Origin of the sequence: Rathayibacter sp. PhB1 (assembly GCF_004362935.1) — a bacterium.
Taxonomy (GTDB): domain Bacteria; phylum Actinomycetota; class Actinomycetes; order Actinomycetales; family Microbacteriaceae; genus Rathayibacter; species Rathayibacter festucae.
On the sequence record NZ_SNYD01000003.1, the window covers coordinates 471,540 to 489,688 of the forward strand.

An 18,149-nucleotide genomic window follows, 5' to 3' on the forward strand; every position below is an offset into this window, starting at 1 on the left:
CCGGCAGACCCGTCCACCACCCCCGTCCGGCACGCCCGTCCGCCCCGTCACACCGTCTGCAGGCTCGACACGAAGAAGCGCTGGCAGGACAGGAACAGCACGACCGTCGGCAGCGACGCGACCACGGCCGCCGCGAGCACCACCGGCGGCCCGAAGCTCGAGAAGCCGCCGCTGATCTCGGCGAGCGCCGCCATCACCGGCCGCCGGTCGGGGCTGGCGGTGAGCGTGATCCCGAAGAGCAGGTCGTTCCAGACCCAGGTGAACTGGAAGATGAAGGCCGCGAAGAGCGACGACTTCACCAGCGGCACGTGGATCCCCCAGAACAGCCGGTGCCAGCCCGCGCCGTCGAGCTGCGCCGCCTCGGTCACCTCGGGAGGCAGGGTGGTCAGCACGTTGCGCACGATGAAGAAGGCGAACGGGATGCAGATCGCAACGTAGATGAGGATCAGCCCGAGATTGGTGTCGTAAAGCGTCGCCCCCACGTACGCCTTGAACAGCGGCGCGAGGAAGATCTGCAGCGGCAGCAGCGTGCCGAGGTAGATCAGCCAGAACCACACCCCGGGGTGCCGGCTCGGCATCACCACGATCGCGAACGCGGCGAGCGCCGCAGCGAGCACGGCGATCCCGGCCGAGACCGTGGCGTAGAGGAGGCTGCTCAGCATCCCCGCGCCGAGCCCCGACGCGGTCCAGGCGATCGCGAGGTTGTCGAGGAAGCCGAGGCCGCCGGGCAGCCAGGTCGGTGCGCCGGTGTACTCGTCCGCCGGCACGAAGGCGTTGACGATCATCAGATAGACCGGTGTCAGCCACAGCAGGGCGAAGACGGTGACGAAGCCGCCTCGCAGGAGTCGTCCGAACATGATCAGCCTTTCGCGAGCTGGCGGCGGAGGTAGAACCAGGAGCTGGCGACGACGATCACGGCGAGCACGACCGCGACCGCGGCGCCGTAGCCGTAGTCGCTGACGATGAAGGTCTGCCGGTACATCGTCACCGCGAGGGTCTCGGAGACGCCGCCCGGACCGCCCTTGGTGAGCAGCCAGATCAGGTCGAAGACCCGCAGGCTGTTGGCGATCGACATGCCGATCACGACGATCGTCACCGGCCGCAGCTGCGGCAGCACGATGCTCCAGAACAACCGGGCGCCGGTCGCGCCGTCCAGGGCCGCCGCCTCGGTCGTCTCGGCCGGGATCGACTGCAGCCCGACCAGGAAGAGGATGACCGTGACGCCGGTCGCCTGCCAGGTGTTCGCCACGATCATCACGATCGTGTTGGTCGGCCACTCCAGCAGCCAGCCCGAGGCGGGGGCGGGCAGACCGAGGAACGTGATCGCCTGATTCAGGGCGCCGTCGGAGCGGAGGATGAACCCCCAGATCACGGCGGTCGCCGCCCCGGACAGCGCGTAGGGCAGCACGAAGGCGAAGCGGAGCAGCGGCCCGAGCCGCATCCCGTTGGTGAGGACCGCGACCATCAGGCCGATCCCCACCGGCAGGATCAGCGTGCCGACCGTCCACATCACCGTGTTCAGCAGCGACTGCAGGAAGGTCGGGTCCTGGGCCAGGCGCGCGTAGTTGTCGAACCCGATGAAGCGCGAGGTGAAGCCGTTGTCGGCGGTGAAGCTCTGCACGAGCGTCGAGACGAACGGCACCAGGAGCATGACGCCGACGAGCGCGAGCGCCGGCACCAGGAACGGCGCCGCCCGCAGGCCCGCGGTCGGGCGCCGCGGCGGGCGCCGGGCCGGGCCCGGGGCGGGGGCGTCGGCGCACCCGACCCGGGCCGGCTTCTCGACGAGTGCGGTCACTCCGCGGCCTCCCACTTCGCCCACTCGGAGTCGGCCAGCGCCTGCAGCTTCTCCAGGGTCGGCAGGATGTTGTCGTCGCTCGGGTCGACCATGAACGACGCGAGGTACTGCACGCCGCCCTCGATCAGGGCCGGCGGGCTGGCCTCCCAGTAGCGCACCAGCTCGGTCGGCTGCTCGGCGGTGACCTGCTCGCTGATCGAGGCGAGGGTCGGGTCGTCGGTCACGACGGTCGGGTTGGCCGACGTGTCCTTGATCGCGTTCGCCCAGACCGACTGCACCTCGGGGTCGAGCCAGTCGCCCATCGTCTTCACGGCCTCATCGCGGTTCGGCGACTTCTCCGCGACCGAGATCACGCCCGACTCGACGATCACCGAGGGCTGCACGTCGGCGGAGACGGACGGCAGCAGGTACGCGCCGTAGTCCTCCTCCCCCAGGCCCAGCGCGGCGAAGGCGCCGTTGCGCCAGCTGCCCATCGGCACCTGGGCGACGGTGCCCTCCGCGAAGAGCGCGGGCTCGTTGTCCCAGGCGACGTCCGGAGCGGTGAACCAGCCCTTGGCGTACATCTCGCCCCAGAGCTTCAGCGCGTCCTGCGCGGGCTGGTCGGTGTAGGACGCCTCGCCGTTCATCAGCTTCGTGTAGAAGTCCGGGTCGCTCTTGGAGAGCAGCTCCTCGAACCAGATGAACGAGGTCCAGCCCGCCTCCTGGGTGCCGAACAGCGGAGTGAAGCCGGCGGCCTTCAGCGCGTCGTTGTTCGACTCGAACTGCGCCCAGGTCGTCGGCGGGGTGATGCCGGCGGTCTCGAAGTCCTTCTTGTTGTAGAACATCACCCAGTAGCTCTTGTACATGGGCATCCCGTAGACCTTGCCGTCGTAGGAGAAGCTGTCGCGCGACTCCGGATTCACCTGGCCGGCCGCCTCGGCCGCGTCCCACTCCTCGGTGAGATCGGCGAGGCCGCCGGAGCGGGCGAGGTCCTGCAGACGGTAGCCGTTCCACCACTTCACCAGGTCGGTGGTGCTGCTGGTCTGCAGCGACGAGCGGATCACCTGCTGGTAGTTCTCGGTGGACGGCACGTTGCGCGGCTCGATGCCGGAGCCGCCGACGCCCTCGAGCGCGGTGCCCGCCGCGGAGTAGGCCTCGGTGAAGTCGGCGCGGTCGCCGTTCAGGGTCAGGCTGCCGCCCGCGGCCGCGTCGCCGCCGCCGCTCGCCGAGCCCTGCGAGCAGGCGGCGAGCGATGCGGCGAGGCCGATCGCGAGTACGGCGGCCGCCCATCGGCGGCGCGGGGTGGTGGTGGTGCTGATCATGGTCATCCTCCTCGATGAGTGCTGAGATCTCTTGCTGCGCGAGCTGTCCGGCCGGGCGGCCGTCCGCTCACTCGTCGGTGTGCCGGGTGCCGCGGACGAAGGCCTTGACGGTGCCGAGCCGCTCGCCGGCGGAGCGCTCCGTCGGCCGGAGTGAGAACGCGCCGACCGCGGCCGGCACGATGAAGGTCTCGGCGTAGTGCACGACGAACGGGGCGAAGGCGCCCGTCGGACTCTCGACCACCGCCTCGCTGCCGGAGACGAGATTGAGCACCTGGAGCGTGCCCTCGGTGTCGTGCGGCACGGGCCCGGTGAACCAGTGCCGGCGCACCTCGATGAACTCCAGCTCGTGCAGCCCGGTCCGCTCCTCCACCCAGCACTCGCCCTCGGCGACGCGCTCGACGCGGTTCACGAGGTTCGCCCGCGTCCACTCGGTGTCCCTGTCCCACTGGATGTTCGCGAGTGCGTGGCCGAGGTGGATCGGCCGGGGGGAGCCGTCGAGGCCGACCCGGCCCCAGTCCCACATCTTGAACGTGAAGATGTACGGCGTCGCCGAGATCTCCAGCACCATCGAGTCGGCGCCGGAGCAGTGCACGGTGCCGGCCGGGATGAGGAAGTGGTCGTGCGGCTTCGCCGGGAAGGCGTTGATGTACTTCTCGGCCGGGAAGTCGATCTCACCCGTCGCCGCCCTGCGCAGGTCCGCTGTCATCTCCTCGCGGTCGACTCCGGTTCGCGTGCCGAGGTAGACGGTCGCGTCCTCGGCGGCGTCGAGCAGGTAGTAGCTCTCGTCCTGCGTGTAGTGCATGCCGAAGGCGCTCTGGATGTAGTCGGTCAGGGGGTGCACCTGCAGGGAGAGGTTGCCGCCCGCCATCGTGTCGAGGAAGTCGAAGCGGATCGGGAACTCGGCGCCGAAGCGCGCGTGCGTCCGCTCGCCGAGCAGCTCGACCGGGTGCTGCAGCACGAGGTCCATCGCGGGCAGCTCGACGATGTCGCCGCCGACGTCGAGCAGCAGACTGTTCTCCTCGGGGACGCAGTCGAAGCACCAGGCGTAGTTGTCGGGCGCCTCGTCGAGCCCGAAGACCTCGCGCATCCACTGGCCGCCCCAGACGCCGGGGTCGAAGAACGGGACCACCCGGAACGGCCGGGCCGCCGCCGCCGCGAGCCCGGAGCGGAAGGCGTCGCCGGTGAGGAGCTTCACGTCGCGCTCGACCGAGGTGCTGTCGAGGACGAAGTCGACCGCGTCGAAGAGCGTCCGCTTGTGCCGGTCGGCGACCCGCCAGTCGACGAAGTAGCCGCGCTTGAACTTGCGCAGCACGTCGTCGCCGGAGTTGTCGGCGCGCCAGTTGGTCGCCCCGGCGCGGAGCCGGAGCTGGATCTCCCAGCGGGCCAGGTCCGCGAGCACGACGGTGTGCTGCGGCGCCGGCACGAGGGTTGCGCCGAGGCCGACGAGGACGACGAGCCCGGGGGCGGCTTCGATCCGGCGGGCGAGGTGCGCGAGGGCCTCGGGCCGGTAGAACTCGGCGAGCAGGTGGTGGCTGAGCACTCCGAAGACCCGGTCGTCGGTGAGGTTGCGGGCGAGGAGCGCGTCGAGCTCCTCGGGGCTGCGCGCGGCCTCGCACTCCACGTCGAGCACGAGCGCCTCGGGCAGCGCGGCCTCGATGCGCGCCAGCAGGGCGGGCAGGTCGACCCCGGGGTAGGCGTCGATCGCGATCACCGGAGTCGTCCCCGGCTCGACGCGGGTCAGCGCGTGATCGCGCAGCTCGTGCCACGCCTCGACGCCGTGGAGGACGACGTGCCGGTCCTCGAGCCGGATCGCCGGGAACCGGTCGTACTGCCCGGCGGTGGGGAAGGGGCGCATGTCTGTCCTCTCGGGGTGTCGGCTGCGGGACTGCCGGCTCTCGGGCTGCCGGCCCTCGCCGACTGGTAACGATAACAACCGGGGCAAGACTGCTCCGATTTTCAGAGGAGGACAAGTCTGGTAACGATCCCAATCGTGTGCGACAATCTCGTGCGCAGCGCGGTCGATCGGATCCCGGTGCCACGAGGAGGACCTGATGAGGACAGCGATCGTCGCCGTGGACCTCGGCGGCACGCACGTCTCCGCCGGTCTGGTGCAGGGCGGTGGAGCGGCCGCAGCGGTCGCCGGCGTCCGGCGCCTGCCCCTCGGGGCGGAGCCGAGCGCCGAGGACGTCCTCGGCGCGCTCGCCCGCGCCATCGGGACCGTCCCGGCGGAAGCGCTCGTCGCGGTCGCCGTGCCCGGCCCGTTCGACTACGCCACCGGGATCGCGCTCTACACCGGCGTCGGCAAGTTCGAGCCCCTGCACGGCGTCGATCTCGGCGCCGAGCTCGCCGGCCGCCTCGGAATCTCCCGCGAGCGGATCGACTTCTGCAACGACGCCGACGCCTGCGGACTCGGCGAGGCACTCGCCGGAGCCGGGGCGGGACTGCGGCGGGTGCTCTGCCTCACCCTCGGCACCGGAGTCGGCTCGGCCTACCTCGAGGACGGCCGCGCGCTCGACGACGACCCCCGCGTCCCGCCCGGCGGCGACGCCCACGTCCTGCTGATCGACGGCGCACCGCTCGAGGACTCCGTCTCGCGCAGGGCGCTCCGCCGCGAGTACGAGCGACGCACCGGTCGCCTGCTGGACGTCCGTGAGATCGCCGAGCAGGTGCGCAGCGGTGACGAGGCCGCGGCGCTGACCCTCGCCCGGAGCACCGACGCGCTCGGCCGGGCGCTCGCGCCCTGGATCGCGTCGTTCGACCCGGAGGCGATCGTCGTCGGCGGCTCGATCGCCCGCTCCTGGGATCTGCTCGGCCCCCTGCTCGGCGCGGCGTTCCCCGGCCGCGACGTCCGCCCCGCCCTGCTCGGCGACGACGCCCCGCTGCTCGGCGCCGCGGCGCACGCGGTGGACGCGTGGCGACGCTCCTCCGCACCCCTCGCCTGAGCTCGGCCGCGACGCCCCGACCCGCGCGATCGAGGCCTTCTCCACGGCAGGCGACTGACGCCGGCGGGCCCGCAGGCCGGCGTCTCGACGGGGGCGGATCTCGATACGCGCGCTCCGCGCGCTACTCGATCAGCATGAAAGGGCGCGCTGCCCGCGCTGCTCGATCAGCATGAAAGTGCGCCGCGCGCACTACTCGATCAGCATGGTGGCGCGTTGCTCGCGCTGCCCGATCAGCATGGCGGGGTGCTGCGCTCGCTGCTCGATCACTAGGCGGCCGCTGCCTGAACATGCTGGTCGAGCAGCCCCGAAGGGGCGTATCGAGACCCACCCTCCTCGGCAGTGCCGGTCCGGAGACGCGGTCCTCCGACGTGGGCGGAACGGCCCCGCACGGATCGCAACCCCCTTGCCGCGCCACCCGAGCACGGGGTGCCCTGGGGCATGCGCGAAGTGAAGCTCGTCCGTCTCGTCAGCCGTCTCGAGAACGTGGCCGCCCTCGATCCGCTCGTCGACCGGGTCAAGAAGGTGGTCGACGCGGTCATCCGGCCGCAGCCCGTGCGGGACGCGCTGCACGGCGTCCCGATCGGGCACCCGGTGCATCCGCTGCTCGTGCTCGTGCCGACGGGCGCGTGGGTGTCGGCGGCAGTCCTGGATCTGCTGCCCGGCAACGAGCGCGCCGCTCGCACCCTGGTCGCCCTGGGCGTCGTCAGCGTGCTGCCCACCGCCGCCGCCGGCTACACCGACTGGTCCGAGCTGCACGAGCAGCAGAAGCGCGTAGGGCTCGTCCACGCGGCGGCCAACGTCGCCGGGACCGTCCTCTACACCGCGTCCTTCGTCCAGCGCGTGCGCGGGCGGCGCACCAGCGGGAAGGTGCTCAGCGCGCTCGGCCTCGCCGTCGTCTCCGGCGGCGGCTACCTCGGCGGCCACCTCAGCTACCGCCAGGCGGCCGGCGCGAACCACACCGAGGACGTGCCGCACCGCTTCCCGACCGGCTGGCAGCCCCTCGGCCCGCTCGCCGAGCTGCCGCAGAACTCCCCCGTGAAGAGGACCGTCGCCGAGACCCCGCTGCTCGCCGTCCGCCGCGGCGACCGCGTCGACGTGCTCTCGAACGTCTGCAGCCACCTCTCCGGACCCCTCGACGAGGGCGAGCTCCGCGGCACCGGCTCCGACGCCTGCATCAGCTGCCCCTGGCACGCGAGCGCCTTCTCGCTCGAGACCGGCGAGGTCGTGCGCGGCCCGGCCACCTCGCCGCAGCCGCGCTTCGAGACGCGCGTCACCGACGGCCTGGTGGAGGTGCTGCTCCCGCACGCGGGCTGACGCGGGACCGCCGCGCGCCTCAGTCCATCCGCGGCCACTCGCTCGTCAGCGACGCCTCGATCGCCCGATGGCGGAACCCGTAGAGCTTTCCGCGGTCGATGATCCCGCGGACGGTGTCGAGCCGCTGCGCCGTCGTCCCCACCTCCGACGGCTTCGACAGACCGAGAGCGCGGGCGATCCGGGTGAGCGAGCGGTCGCGAGCGGGCAGTGCCGCCATCGCCTCGAGGAAGGCGCGCTCTCGCGCGGGCAGCCGGCCGAGGATCCGCTCGACGTGCGCGGCCGCCTCCCGCTGCACGCCTCGCCAGCCCGCAAGCACCTGCCGGCGCGTGATCGTGGCGTCGGTCCCCGCGTACCAAGCGCTCTCCCCGGCCAGCTGGAACAGGAACGGCTCACCGCGGCAGAGGTCGACGATCGCCGCGACGGCGTCGGCCTCCATCCGGATGCGGCCCGTCCCACCCGCGCCGTCCGCGACCTCCCAGCCGGGCAGCACGAAGTCCTGCAGCGCCGCGACGATGTCGTCGTCGTCGATGGCGGTCAGCACGGTCGTCTTGAAGCGGCGAGCGAAGGTGGCGCCCTTCTGGCCGCCGGCGCGGTCCTCGAAGTCAGGCAAGCCGGTGAGGTAGACCGCGATGGGCAGGAAGCGGGTCACCTGTACGCCGCCCGGCAGCGCGACCGTCTCCTCGTGGGTGATGGCATCGCCGAGCGCGATCAGCAGCTGCGAGAGGCCGCTCTCGTCGGCGATGTTCTGCACCTCGTCGAGGTGCACGAGCACGACGACGTCCTGCGCGATCGCGGCCCGGCCCACCTCGACGAGCAGCTCGGTCAGCGCGGTGTGCGCCTCCGGGCCGTCCTGTCCGCGGAGGGTGAGCGACAGCCCGGATGCAGCGACCGCCTGCACGCGCTCGAGGAGGGCCGCGATCCGCTTCTCCCGGGCCGTCGGCAGACCGGCGGCCTCGGCGAGAGCGAGCAGGGCGGCGGCCACGAGCTTCAGCGGATCGGCACCCGACGGGACGCGCAGCTGCGGAGTCACCCAGTCGCCGTCCGCTGCGGCGTCGCGGGCGATCCGCCGCACCAGGGCGGACTTGCCGAGTCCGGGCTCGCCGAGGATCGTGCGGCCGCGATCGGGGAGGCCTCGCGCGAGGCGGGGACGGAGCACGTCACGCCAATCGCTCAGCTGCGTCGTCCGCCCCGCCCAGATCTCGGGCACCGCGTCGGAGCCGGGACTGAACGGGTTGTCGAGGGAGCTGCGCATGTTGATAATGTTATCAACTCGACTATCGGCGATAATGTTATCGCCGCTGTGATCGCCCGCTCACTCGCTCCTCCGCTCCTGTGCCAGCGCGGCGAGCTGCTCGCGGCAGCGCGCCAGCAGCGCGTCCTTCTGCTGCTGCGGCTCCGGCGGGAACAGCAGGCCGGGGCGGGTCCAGTCGGCCGTGGCCGGGATCGCGGCCTCCTCGTCGATCCACTCGGAGAAGGCCGTCGTCAGGCGGTCGGCCTCGGCGCGGCGCCCGAGCGCCAGGAGCGCGCGGATCGCGGAGACCGTCTGCTCGTCGCAGTGCGGCGCCGTCACGGCGTCGCCGGTCAGCCCGGCGGCCGCCTCCCAGTCGTCGGTGGCGCCCGCGTCGTCGCCGAGGCGCGCACGCGCGGCGCCGCGGCGGAGCAGGAGTCCGGCGGGGACGGCCGACGGCGGGCGCTCCTCGCCGAGGCAGGCGGGCGGCGCGAGGGCGGCGCAGAGGAAGGTGAGCGCGTCGGCGGGCGACGACGCATCGGCGAGCGCGATCATCGTCGCATCCCAGACCTCGAGCACGCGCCCCTCGGGGACCAAGCTCCCCGCGCCCTCCCCCTGCCCGAGCACCCGGCCCAGCAGCAGGCCCTGAGCGCGACCCGCGCGGCCGTCGGCGACCAGCAGCGCCGCGTACTCGAGGGTCAGATCGTCGCGCTCGAGGACGAGGGCCTCGTTCTCCTCGAGGAGGGCGAGCCGCCCCTCGTGCCCGAGGAGCACCCGGAGCCGGTCGTACTCGACGAGGAGCCCCGCGTCGCCGGGGGCGAGGTGCCGCGCGCGCTCGAGATAGGCGAGCCCCGCCTCGGCATCGCCGTACGCGGTGCAGGAGGCCGCCCCCAGTGCGCGCAGCGCGGCCACCCGCACCCACGCCCTCGGGTCGTGGGCGGCGGCGGACCACGAGGCCGCGAAGGCGTCCTCGATGCGGCCCACCGCGGCGTACCAGCCGCCGAGGAGGAAGCGGGCGGTCGTGTCCTCGGCGTCGGCCGCCTCCAGCGCCTCGACGTCCTCGAGGCGGACCGGGCGGCAGCCCTCGAGCGGCGCCTGCTGCGCGGTCCACCGAGCGGCCCGCGCCTGGTCGGGGCGACCCTCCCGCTCGTGCAGCAGTGCGGCGTGGTAGTGCACCAGCGGCACCACCCCGGTCCGCTCGGAGGGGGTGCGCCGCGCGGCATCGGCCGCGAGGGCGAGGGCGAGCAGCCGCAGGGCGTCGTCCGGCAGTCCTGCGTCGCGGTACTCCAGCGCGACGTCGAGCAGCGCGTCGGCGTCGGCGTCGAGCGGGCGCCCGGCGAGGTCGCGCGCCCAGTGGTCGAGCGGATCGCGCGCGAGCACGCTCTCGAACAGCGCCCTCGACTGCTGCGCCCGCCGGCCGCGCCGGAGCACGACGGCGAGCAGGACCGTCGCCCGCGCGTGCTGCCCGTCGATCGCGCGCACCTCGCGCAGCACCGCCTCGGCCTCCTCGAGGCGGTCCGTCGCCAGGAGGAGCCGCCCGAGCGCGACACCGGACGGGACGCGCCAGGCCGTCGTCCTCCGCGCCGTGCTCAGAGCCTCGAGCGCCTCCGCCGGCCGCCCCTGCCGGGCGAGGAGCTCGCCCAGCCGGTGGTGCGCCTCGCCGTCGGCCGGCACCACACCCCGGGAGGTGAGCCGCTCGATCGCGGAGCGGAGGTGGCCCTCCGCCTCGTCGAATCGGGCCGCGACGGCGAGCGACCGCGCCAGCGCGACGCGGCAGCGGGTGTCGCCGGGGTCCCGCCAGACCGCCTCCTCCCAGTAGTGCTCGGGCGCGCAGCCGGAGCGCGGGCGCTCCTCGAGGTGCAGACCGAGGAGGAACAGCTCGTCGGTGGACGCGACGTCCTCCGGGGCGGGCGGAGGGGGCGGCGGCGCAGTGCTTCCCCTGGACGTTCCTCTGGTACTGTCGGCGGGAATGGCAGCGTTGTCATCGAGCACGCCGCCCAGTCAAGATCAGATCCGGTGCCGAGACGGAGGACGGAAACCGTGGAACTTCTGGACGGAACGCTGATGCGGTGCGCACGGACGCCGACGATCGTCGGAGCGGGCTTCCCGGGCGAGACGATGCACGTCCTGCCGCGTCCCCGCGTCCGTGAGGCGCTGACGCAGCCGGGGACGTCGCACCTGCTGGTCACCGACTGCGGCCACTTCCCCGAGGCGCGCGGGCACGGACGGGTGCGGACCCGCCCGATCGCGGACGCCGTCGTCCTGGTCTGCACCCGGGGCTCCGGGTGGTGCACGACGGCGGCGGGGACCTTCGCCGTGACCGCGGGTCAGATCCTCCTGCTGCCGCCCGGGGAGCCGCACGCCTACGGGGCCGACGCCGCCGACCCGTGGACGCTGTGGTGGCTGCACCTCGCCGGCAGCGATCTGCCCGAGTTCCTGCAGACCGCGCGCGCGACGGTCGACGCGCCGGTGCGCACCCTGTCCGACGTCTACGCCGCGGTCGCGCTGATCTCGGCGGCGATCACGCACCTGGGCTGCGACTCGACGACGAACAGCCTGCTCGCCGCATCGGGCGCCGCCTGGCACCTGCTGGCGATCCTCGCCTCGGACCGCCCGCCCGGCGACGCGCGCAGCACCGCCCTCGACCGCGCCGCGCAGTTCCTCCACGACCACCCCGCCGAGCGGATCGAGGTGGCGGAGCTCGCCTCGATGGCGTGCCTGAGCCCGTCGCACTTCGCGGCCCTCTTCCGGCGCCGCTTCGGGATGCCGGTGCTGCAGTACCGGACCGAGCTGCGGATGGCGCGGGCCCGCGAGCTGCTCGACATGACGGAGCGGCCGATCGCCGAGGTGGCCGCCGCCGCCGGCTACGAGGACTCCTTCTACTTCGCCCGGCAGTTCAAGCGGATCCACGGCCTGACTCCGCACGCGTACCGGACGCGGAACTGAGCGGAGCGGAACCGAGCGGAGCGGACCCGAGCGGCGCGGAACCGAGCGGAGCGGAGGACAGCGTCGCGGGCCCGGTCTCCCCGGTCTCCCCGGACGCCAGGACGAGGCCGTTCAGCCGCCGCTGCAGCTCGACGTTCGACCAGCCCGGGTGCTGCGGTGCGGAGTTGGAGCCGACGAGCGTGCCCCAGTAGCCGAGGTCGATGCAGCGCTGGACGGCGTAGCCGGCGAGGACCTGGCCGGCCGGCCCGTCCTCGAACTCCGCCTCCAGCGGCGTGTAGCCGATCCAGCCCTCGCCGACCACGGCGGGGATTCCGCGGCGGAGCGCCCAGATCGCCACCGCGCGCAGCCGGACGTCGATCGCCTCGCGCATCGCGACCTCGTAGCGGCCGTAGTGCGAGTAGAGCCAGGCGTCCCAGGCGACCGGATCGACCCGGTCGTAGGCGTAGAACATGCTCGGGCTGATGCCGGTCGCCGCGAGCCGCCACGGTTCGACGGTGTGCGCCAGGGCGTCGAACTCGGGCGCCCCCTCGCGCAGCAGCGATCTCAGCTCGGCGCTCGGGAACACCGGCGGCTCGGCCCGCACCCCCGCCCACTCCTCCAGTGCTGCGAGTACCCCGTAGACGTAGAAGTGCACGTGCGCGACCTGCGCGTTCTCCGGCACGGAGTCGAGGTCGAGGTACGGCGGGATCCCGTAGCAGACGGTCGACAGGACGTCCGGATGCTCCGCCTGCAGGATCTCCAGCGCGGCGGTCAGGTACGGCTTCTGCGCCCAGAAGGTGTCGAGCCCCTCCGCCGGCACCTCGCCGAGCCGGGACAGGTCGACCTCGTTGTGCACCTCGACGTAGGCGATGCGGTCGGCCAGCCCCTCGGCCTCGAGGAAGGCGATCAGCCGCGATTCGGCGCGGGCGAGAGCCTCGTGCCGCTCGGTCGGCGGGATCGCCGTCAGCATGTCGTGCCAGGACGAGTCGCTGAGGAACGCGGGGCTCTGCTGGTACTCCCAGGAGGAGACGATGACGAGCACGTCGTGCGCGGCCGCCTGGCGGAACAGCTCGACCAGGCGCGCCCGCAGGTCGAGCACGGCACCGCCGACGGCGTCGTACCAGCGCGTGCCCCTGCCGACGTCGCCGCCCATGTTCGAGAAGCGCAGCTGCGAGGTGTCGATCGAGTGGTCGCCGAACAGCAGGAGCGGAGCCGCGCAGATCCGGACCGTGTTGCAGCCGCGCTCCACCGCCTCGTCGAACGCGCGCCCGAGGTCGTGGAAGGGCTCGCCCGGCATCGTCCGCGTGTACCAGGAGAAGTCCCAGAGCGAGAGGGTCAGCCGCGGCGGCAGGTGGGCGGGCGGGCGGACGGGGGTGCGGGTCATGCGGGCGTCTCCTCGGAATGACGGGGTCGGGGGGAGGGAGAGGGGGCTGCGGGGACGGTCATCCCTTGACGCTGCCCTCGGTGAGGCCGGCACGCCAGAAGCGCTGCAGGCTGACGATCGCGATCATGATCGGGATGACGGAGAGGAACGATCCGCCGACAGCGAGCTGGTACAGCTCGGGATGGCGGTCCGCGACGCTCTGCCAGCTCACGAGACCGAGGGTGATCGGGTAGAGCTCCTGATTGGAGAGCATCACGAGGGGCAGGAAGTAGTTGTTCCAGACGCCGATGAACTGGAAGAGGAAGACCGTCACCGCCGCCGGCGCCATCAGCCGCAGGACGAGGGTGAGGAAGATCCGCCCCTCCCCCGCGCCGTCGAGTCGCGCGGCCTCGAGCAGGCTGTCCGGGACGGCGGCCGTCGCGTAGATCCGGCCAAGGTAGACGCCGAACGGGCTGATCATGGACGGGATCAGGACGGCCCAGACGGTGTTCACCAGTCCGAGCCGGCTCATCAGCAGGAACAGGGGCAGCGCCAGCGCGGTGCCGGGGATCATCACCCCTGCGAGCACCAGGTTGAACCACACCTCGCGCCCCCGGAACGCGAACTTGGCGAGCGCGTAGCCCGCCGACATCGACAGGAGCGTCGCGGCGAGCGCGCCCACTCCCGAGTAGAGCAGGCTGTTCAGGCCCCAGCCGAGGAAGACACCGCCCTTGAAGCGGACGACGTCGAGGAGGTTCTGCAGCAGCTGCGGATCGCTGAGCACGAAGCCGGACGAGCCGAAGAGGCTCCCGGTCGACTTCGTGGCCGCGATGGTCAGCCAGTAGACGGGAAAGAGGAAGTAGACGGCGGCGACGGCGAGGGCCGCCGGCAGCAGGATCCGGGCGAGACCGGCGCGTCGGCGGGGGGCCGGCGTCCCCTTCTTCACGAGTGCCGCGGTCATGCGCGCCGACTCCGTCCGACGAGCCGGAGGAAGCCGAACGAGAAGACGCAGGCCAGGAGGGCGAGGAGAACGGACTGGGCGGCGGCGAGACCGTACTCGTTGTTCGCGAACGCCTCGTTGTAGGCGGCCATGTTCGGCGTGAAGCTCGAGGTGATCGCTCCCGAGAGCGGCTTGAGCACCAGCGGCTCGGCGAAGAGCTGCAGGGTGCCGATGATCGTGAAGACCGTGGTCAGGACGATGGCGGGTGCGATGAGCGGGAGCTTGATGCGGGTGACCACCTGCCACGGCGTCGCCCCGTCGATCGCCGCCGCCTCGAAGAGGTCCTGGTCGATCGCCTTGAGCTGGGCGACGATGACGAGCATGTTGTAGCCGGCGTACTGCCAGACGACGATGTTGGCGATCGACCACAGGACCGTGTCCGGGCTGAGGAAGTCGAGGGGGATCCCGAGTGCGTCGCCCAGATCGGTGAGCGGGCTGAGCCCCGGCGTGTAGAGGAAGCCCCAGAGGAGCGAGGCGATCACTCCCGGGACCCCGTAGGGCAGGAAGTAGACCGAGCGGAAGAACCGGACCCCTCGCGCCGAGGCCGCGTCCAGCATCAGAGCGAGCGCGACCGCGAGCACGATCATGACCGGCACCTGGACGACGGCGAAGAGGACGACCCGCCCCAGCCCGGAGCGGAACCCCGGGTCCTGGAACGACGCCGCGTAGTTGTCCAGCCCGATGAAGGTCAGGGTGGTGCCGCCCCGGCCGAACGCTCCGGACCGCTCGATCCCGGTGACGCTCTGGAAGGCGGCGTAGGAGATGGGGACGACGATCGTGGCGAGGAAGAGGGCGAGGAAGGGGCCGAGGAGTCCCAGGACCGCGAGGCGGGTCCGCGTGCGGGTCGAGGTCATCGGCCGGCGCGGACCTTCAGGCCCTTGGCCTCGAGGTCCGCGAGGGTCGCGGCCTGCGCGGCCTCGACGGCGTCGACGAAGGACCCCTCCCCGGCGAGAGCGGCCGTGAAGCCGTCGTTGAGGTGGGTGTAGGTCGCGGCGGTCGTCGGGATCCAGCCCCAGCTGGTGTCGATGGCCGCGTCGGACGGCTCGAACACCTCTCTGTTGGCGTTCTGCCCGCCGAGGAACTCCTCGGGCCGGTCGAGGGCGGTGCCCTCCAGGGCGCCCTTCGTGGCGGGCCAGCCGTAGCCGGCCTCGATCAGGAGGTCGATGCTGTCCGGATCGCTGTTGAGCCAGATCGCGAAGTCGGCCGCGGCCTGCTCGTTCTCGGTGCCCGCGAGCACGGCCGTCGTCGAGCCGCCCCAGTTCGCCGAGGCGAACTCGCCGCCCCACTGGGGCAGCGGGGCGACCCGCCAGCTACCGGCGGTCCCCGGCGCGTTGCCCGAGAGGATGGATTCGCCCCACCCCGCCGACGGCCACGCCACGATCCGGCCGTCCTGCAGCGCGCTGTACCACTCGTTGGCGAAGTCCGGGATCGTCGCGATCACGCCCTCCTCGCGAAGGCCGTCCCAGTACTCCGCCACCTTCAGCGTCTCCGGGGAGTCGATGTCGACCGTCCAGGTGTCTCCGTCGAGGCCGAACCAGCGCCCGCCGGCCTGCCAGGCGAGCGCGGCGAACCACGCCGAGTTCTGCGGGGGGAAGGTGCTGATGTACCGGTCCGGGTCCGCCTCGTGGATGGTCCTGGCGGCCGCCGCGTACTCCTCCCAGGTGGTGGGTGCCGCGAGGCCGAGCGAGGAGAGGACGTCCTCGCGGTAGTAGAGGCCCATCGGGCCGGAGGCCTGGGGTACGGCGTAGACGGTGTCGTCGAAGGTCGACTGCCCGAGCTGCCAGTCGACGAACTCGTCCTTCCGGTCGTCCATCCCGAGCGGCCCCAGGTCGACCAGGCCGTTCTCGAGGACGAAGCCCGGCAGCTCCTGGTACTCGATCTGCGCCAGGTCGGGCGCCCCCTGACCGGCCTTCAGCGCGGCGTGCATCTTGGCGTAGGTGCCGCTGCTCCCCGCCGGGGTCTCCTCGAGGGTGACGTGCACGTCGGGGTGCTCCTCGTTCCAGAGCGCCACCGCCCGGTCGATGCCGGGCACCCACGACCAGAAGGTGAGCTCGACCGTCCCGGACGGGCGGCTCGGCTCCTGAGCCGTGCACGCCGGCAGGACGAGGACCGACGCGGCCAGTGCCGCGGCGATCGCGGCGGTGCGGAACTTCATGGGAACTCCTCGTTGAGCAGGGGCGGTGGAAGTCGACGAGTCCTCACGATAGTCCGCGGGGAGCGGATCGAACACTGGTGTTCCTCTGGTCCGCCTGGATGAATCTCCGATTCGTCCGCGCCGGAAGGGACGCGGGGGCGACACTGCCGCCGGATCAGCTCGGTGCCGGCTCGAGGGTCACGTCGTCGAACGCGATCCACTTCCTCGCGCCGGCGACCGAGTAGAACGCCACCTCGACCCGGCCGTCGGTCACCTGGATGTCCGGGATGCTGATCTGCGTGAACGTCCTGGTCGCCGGGATCGCCGCGCTCAGATCCCTGCCGCCGTAGTGCTTGGCGACCATCTGCGCGGCGGTCTGCCCGCCGCTCGATCGGACCCAGGCCTTCAGCGTGTAGGTCCCGTTCGAGACCTCCGCGGTCTGCCAGGTGTAGACGCTGTACGGGACGGGGCGGAAGTGGACACCCTCGAGGCCGCCGCCGCCGTGACCCCCCGCCTGCGTGTAGTCGGCGTCGAGGTGGGTGCCCGCGGCGTCGCCGCCCCAGGTGAGCCAGCCGGGGATGTTCTGACCCGCGACCCCCGCGTCGAGACCGGGATTCTGGATCGCGTTCGTCAAGCCGCCCGTGACCGGCAGGACGAAGGTGGTCACCGACTGAGGAGTGAGCGAGGTGCTGAGAGCCCTGTCGGCGGTGGGGACCGACGCGAGGGTGGCGCGGTTCTCGGTCGCCGAGGTCCGGTACACCGAGGCGGATCCCGTGCTGGCGAAGCGGGTCAGATCGACGGAGTACGGCGCGCTCGTCGTCGCGTCGTTGCGGACCACGATGCTGAGCGATCCCGTCGCCGGATCGTAGGCGCTGACGGTCTTCGCATCGCTGCTCGACAGCACGATCGCGCCGGGCCGGATGAAGTTCGTGTACTGCCGCATCACGTGGAACTTCTTGGTGATCGAGTACGTCTCCGAGCCGTCCTCGCTGTACTGCATCAGCCCCCAGTTCCCGTTCTCCTTCACGGCGATCGGTCCGGACTCGAGCGCCTGCCAGTACACCCACTCCTGCGCCTGCAGGAGAGTGAGGTCCTGGGAGATCGTGTCGGAGAGCAGCAGTCCGGAGGCCATCGCCTGCGGGTCGTGCGGACCGGCGGACACCGTCACCTCCGACATGGTCAGGGGCAGATTCGCGGATCCGGCGACCTGCTGGTGCAGCGCGGCCCGGTCGCCCGGCTGGTAAGCATGCGTGTTCACGCGGGCGAGGCGGCTCATGTCGAACCCTGCGGCGACGAGCGCTCGAATGCCGGCCCGAGTGTCGGCGATCCCGGTCTCGTCGGCGGCCGCGAGGCCCGTCGGCAGCCCCTTCGTGCGGAGCGCGGAGTGGACGGCGTCGAGGACCCGCTTCTGCGGGGCGCCCGCACTGACGTTCATGCCCTCCTGCGCGACATCGGCGCCCCAGTGCTTCGTCGATGCCTCGTTGAGCGGAGCGAGCGTCCGGAACGTCGTCCCCCAGTCGTCGCGGAAGTGCTTCACGACCTCGGTCAGATAGTCGGCGTAGGCCGCCTCCCCGCCGACCCGCAGATTGTCGTCCGCCTTGGAGAGGGCGCCGGTGGACCGGCCGCTCCGCGTCAGCCAGTACGGCGCGGAGTAGGCGACGGCGTCGACGGCGAGCTGGGACGCCGGCACCCGCGCCTGAGCGGCGGAGAGCCACCAGCGCTGATTCGCATCGGCCGTCCAGTCGTAGCCGCCGGTCTCCGTCGGCTTGTACCCCGGCACGGCGGCCCCGGTCCGCATGGTCGAGACGCGCGCGGGATCGTTCCCGCCGCCGATGTCGTAGCGCGCCAGGTTGAGCATCAGACTCGGCGCCGTGTCCGTGTTCGTCGTGCCGAAGAGGCGGTCTGCGAGCTCCGCCCGGTTCCTCCACGACCCCGTGTGGTTGGCGAACCATGCCAGCGACGTGCCCCAACCGCCGAAGGCCGGGGAGCGGATGCCCGGGTCGATGACCACCGCTGCGGGCTCGGCTTCTGGGACGGCGGTCGCCGGCGGGACGGCGGCGATCAGGAGGGCGGCTGTCGCGAGGGCTGCGACAGCGATCCGGGTGCGTCTGCGCATGGTGAGACTCCTTCGTCTTCGGGTGCCGTCC

At 72.2% G+C, this 18,149-nt stretch carries 14 protein-coding genes; 3 read left to right on the forward strand and 11 right to left on the reverse strand.

What is annotated here, in order from left to right:
* Nucleotides 1-47: 47 nt before the first annotated feature.
* From EDF17_RS09915 to EDF17_RS09930, 4 genes are all read right to left on the reverse strand, one after another.
* Nucleotides 48-857, reverse strand: coding sequence for a carbohydrate ABC transporter permease (locus tag EDF17_RS09915; RefSeq protein ID WP_123446945.1), 810 nt, complete (start codon nucleotides 855-857; stop codon nucleotides 48-50).
* Nucleotides 858-859: 2 nt separating this feature from the next.
* The gene (locus EDF17_RS09920) at nucleotides 860-1,795 is read right to left on the reverse strand and encodes a sugar ABC transporter permease (RefSeq protein WP_243732848.1); all 936 of its coding nucleotides are present in this window, start codon (nucleotides 1,793-1,795) and stop codon (nucleotides 860-862) included.
* Nucleotides 1,792-3,096: an extracellular solute-binding protein gene (locus tag EDF17_RS09925; protein WP_123446946.1), complete on the reverse strand. Its 1,305-nt coding sequence runs from the start codon at nucleotides 3,094-3,096 to the stop codon at nucleotides 1,792-1,794. Before EDF17_RS09925 ends, EDF17_RS09920 begins: the two co-directional genes overlap by 4 nt.
* 67 nt (nucleotides 3,097-3,163) lie before the next feature.
* Nucleotides 3,164-4,951, reverse strand: coding sequence for a class I mannose-6-phosphate isomerase (locus tag EDF17_RS09930; protein ID WP_123446947.1), 1,788 nt, complete (start codon nucleotides 4,949-4,951; stop codon nucleotides 3,164-3,166).
* Between the two features lie 196 nt (nucleotides 4,952-5,147).
* Here EDF17_RS09930 and EDF17_RS09935 point away from each other — a divergent pair, with 196 nt between their 5' ends.
* Together EDF17_RS09935 and EDF17_RS09940 are read left to right on the forward strand one after the other, a co-directional pair.
* On the forward strand, nucleotides 5,148-6,038 hold the full coding sequence (locus EDF17_RS09935; protein WP_123446948.1) for an ROK family protein: 891 nt from the start codon (nucleotides 5,148-5,150) through the stop codon (nucleotides 6,036-6,038).
* Nucleotides 6,039-6,476: 438 nt separating this feature from the next.
* Nucleotides 6,477-7,352: a Rieske 2Fe-2S domain-containing protein gene (locus tag EDF17_RS09940; protein ID WP_123446949.1), complete on the forward strand. Its 876-nt coding sequence runs from the start codon at nucleotides 6,477-6,479 to the stop codon at nucleotides 7,350-7,352.
* 19 nt (nucleotides 7,353-7,371) lie between these two features.
* Here EDF17_RS09940 and EDF17_RS09945 read toward each other — a convergent pair whose 3' ends face one another.
* Both EDF17_RS09945 and EDF17_RS09950 read right to left on the reverse strand, forming a co-directional pair.
* On the reverse strand, nucleotides 7,372-8,604 hold the full coding sequence (locus tag EDF17_RS09945; protein WP_123446950.1) for an AAA family ATPase: 1,233 nt from the start codon (nucleotides 8,602-8,604) through the stop codon (nucleotides 7,372-7,374).
* 60 nt (nucleotides 8,605-8,664) lie between these two features.
* Complete coding sequence (locus tag EDF17_RS09950) at nucleotides 8,665-10,572, reverse strand: tetratricopeptide repeat protein (RefSeq protein ID WP_123446951.1); 1,908 nt, start codon at nucleotides 10,570-10,572, stop codon at nucleotides 8,665-8,667.
* 48 nt (nucleotides 10,573-10,620) lie between these two features.
* Here EDF17_RS09950 and EDF17_RS09955 point away from each other — a divergent pair, with 48 nt between their 5' ends.
* Nucleotides 10,621-11,526 carry a helix-turn-helix domain-containing protein gene (locus EDF17_RS09955; protein ID WP_133671982.1) on the forward strand — a complete coding sequence of 302 codons (906 nt, stop codon included), beginning with the start codon at nucleotides 10,621-10,623 and terminating at the stop codon, nucleotides 11,524-11,526.
* Here the strand turns inward: EDF17_RS09955 and EDF17_RS09960 are convergent.
* The 5 genes from EDF17_RS09960 to EDF17_RS09980 form a co-directional block, all read right to left on the reverse strand.
* Entirely contained in the window at nucleotides 11,477-12,889 is a 1,413-nt protein-coding gene (locus tag EDF17_RS09960; protein ID WP_123446953.1) for a cellulase-like family protein, read from the reverse strand. The two genes, EDF17_RS09955 and EDF17_RS09960, sit on opposite strands and share 50 nt — an antisense overlap.
* Before the next feature lie 58 nt (nucleotides 12,890-12,947).
* Complete coding sequence (locus EDF17_RS09965) at nucleotides 12,948-13,829, reverse strand: carbohydrate ABC transporter permease (protein WP_123446954.1); 882 nt, start codon at nucleotides 13,827-13,829, stop codon at nucleotides 12,948-12,950.
* A complete protein-coding gene (locus EDF17_RS09970) occupies nucleotides 13,826-14,722 on the reverse strand; it encodes a sugar ABC transporter permease (protein ID WP_123446955.1) in 897 nt (298 codons plus the stop codon). The genes EDF17_RS09965 and EDF17_RS09970 overlap by 4 nt, the downstream gene beginning before the upstream one ends.
* Entirely contained in the window at nucleotides 14,719-16,023 is a 1,305-nt protein-coding gene (locus EDF17_RS09975) for an extracellular solute-binding protein (protein ID WP_123446956.1), read from the reverse strand. The genes EDF17_RS09970 and EDF17_RS09975 overlap by 4 nt, the downstream gene beginning before the upstream one ends.
* 154 nt (nucleotides 16,024-16,177) lie before the next feature.
* The gene (locus EDF17_RS09980) at nucleotides 16,178-18,118 is read right to left on the reverse strand and encodes a glycoside hydrolase (protein ID WP_123446957.1); all 1,941 of its coding nucleotides are present in this window, start codon (nucleotides 18,116-18,118) and stop codon (nucleotides 16,178-16,180) included.
* Nucleotides 18,119-18,149: the final 31 nt, after the last annotated feature.

Excerpts from the sequence above, each read along its gene's own strand:
- EDF17_RS09915 (WP_123446945.1), bottom strand. The coding sequence starts at position 857 with ATGTTCGGACGACTCCTGCGAGGCGGCTTCGTCACCGTCTTCGCCCTG.
- EDF17_RS09925 (WP_123446946.1), bottom strand. The coding sequence starts at position 3,096 with ATGATCAGCACCACCACCACCCCGCGCCGCCGATGGGCGGCCGCCGTA.
- EDF17_RS09930 (WP_123446947.1), bottom strand. The coding sequence starts at position 4,951 with ATGCGCCCCTTCCCCACCGCCGGGCAGTACGACCGGTTCCCGGCGATC.
- EDF17_RS09935 (WP_123446948.1), top strand. The coding sequence starts at position 5,148 with ATGAGGACAGCGATCGTCGCCGTGGACCTCGGCGGCACGCACGTCTCC.
- EDF17_RS09940 (WP_123446949.1), top strand. The coding sequence starts at position 6,477 with ATGCGCGAAGTGAAGCTCGTCCGTCTCGTCAGCCGTCTCGAGAACGTG.
- EDF17_RS09945 (WP_123446950.1), bottom strand. The coding sequence starts at position 8,604 with ATGCGCAGCTCCCTCGACAACCCGTTCAGTCCCGGCTCCGACGCGGTG.
- EDF17_RS09960 (WP_123446953.1), bottom strand. The coding sequence starts at position 12,889 with ATGACCCGCACCCCCGTCCGCCCGCCCGCCCACCTGCCGCCGCGGCTG.
- EDF17_RS09965 (WP_123446954.1), bottom strand. The coding sequence starts at position 13,829 with ATGACCGCGGCACTCGTGAAGAAGGGGACGCCGGCCCCCCGCCGACGC.
- EDF17_RS09970 (WP_123446955.1), bottom strand. The coding sequence starts at position 14,722 with ATGACCTCGACCCGCACGCGGACCCGCCTCGCGGTCCTGGGACTCCTC.
- EDF17_RS09975 (WP_123446956.1), bottom strand. The coding sequence starts at position 16,023 with ATGAAGTTCCGCACCGCCGCGATCGCCGCGGCACTGGCCGCGTCGGTC.
- EDF17_RS09980 (WP_123446957.1), bottom strand. The coding sequence starts at position 18,118 with ATGCGCAGACGCACCCGGATCGCTGTCGCAGCCCTCGCGACAGCCGCC.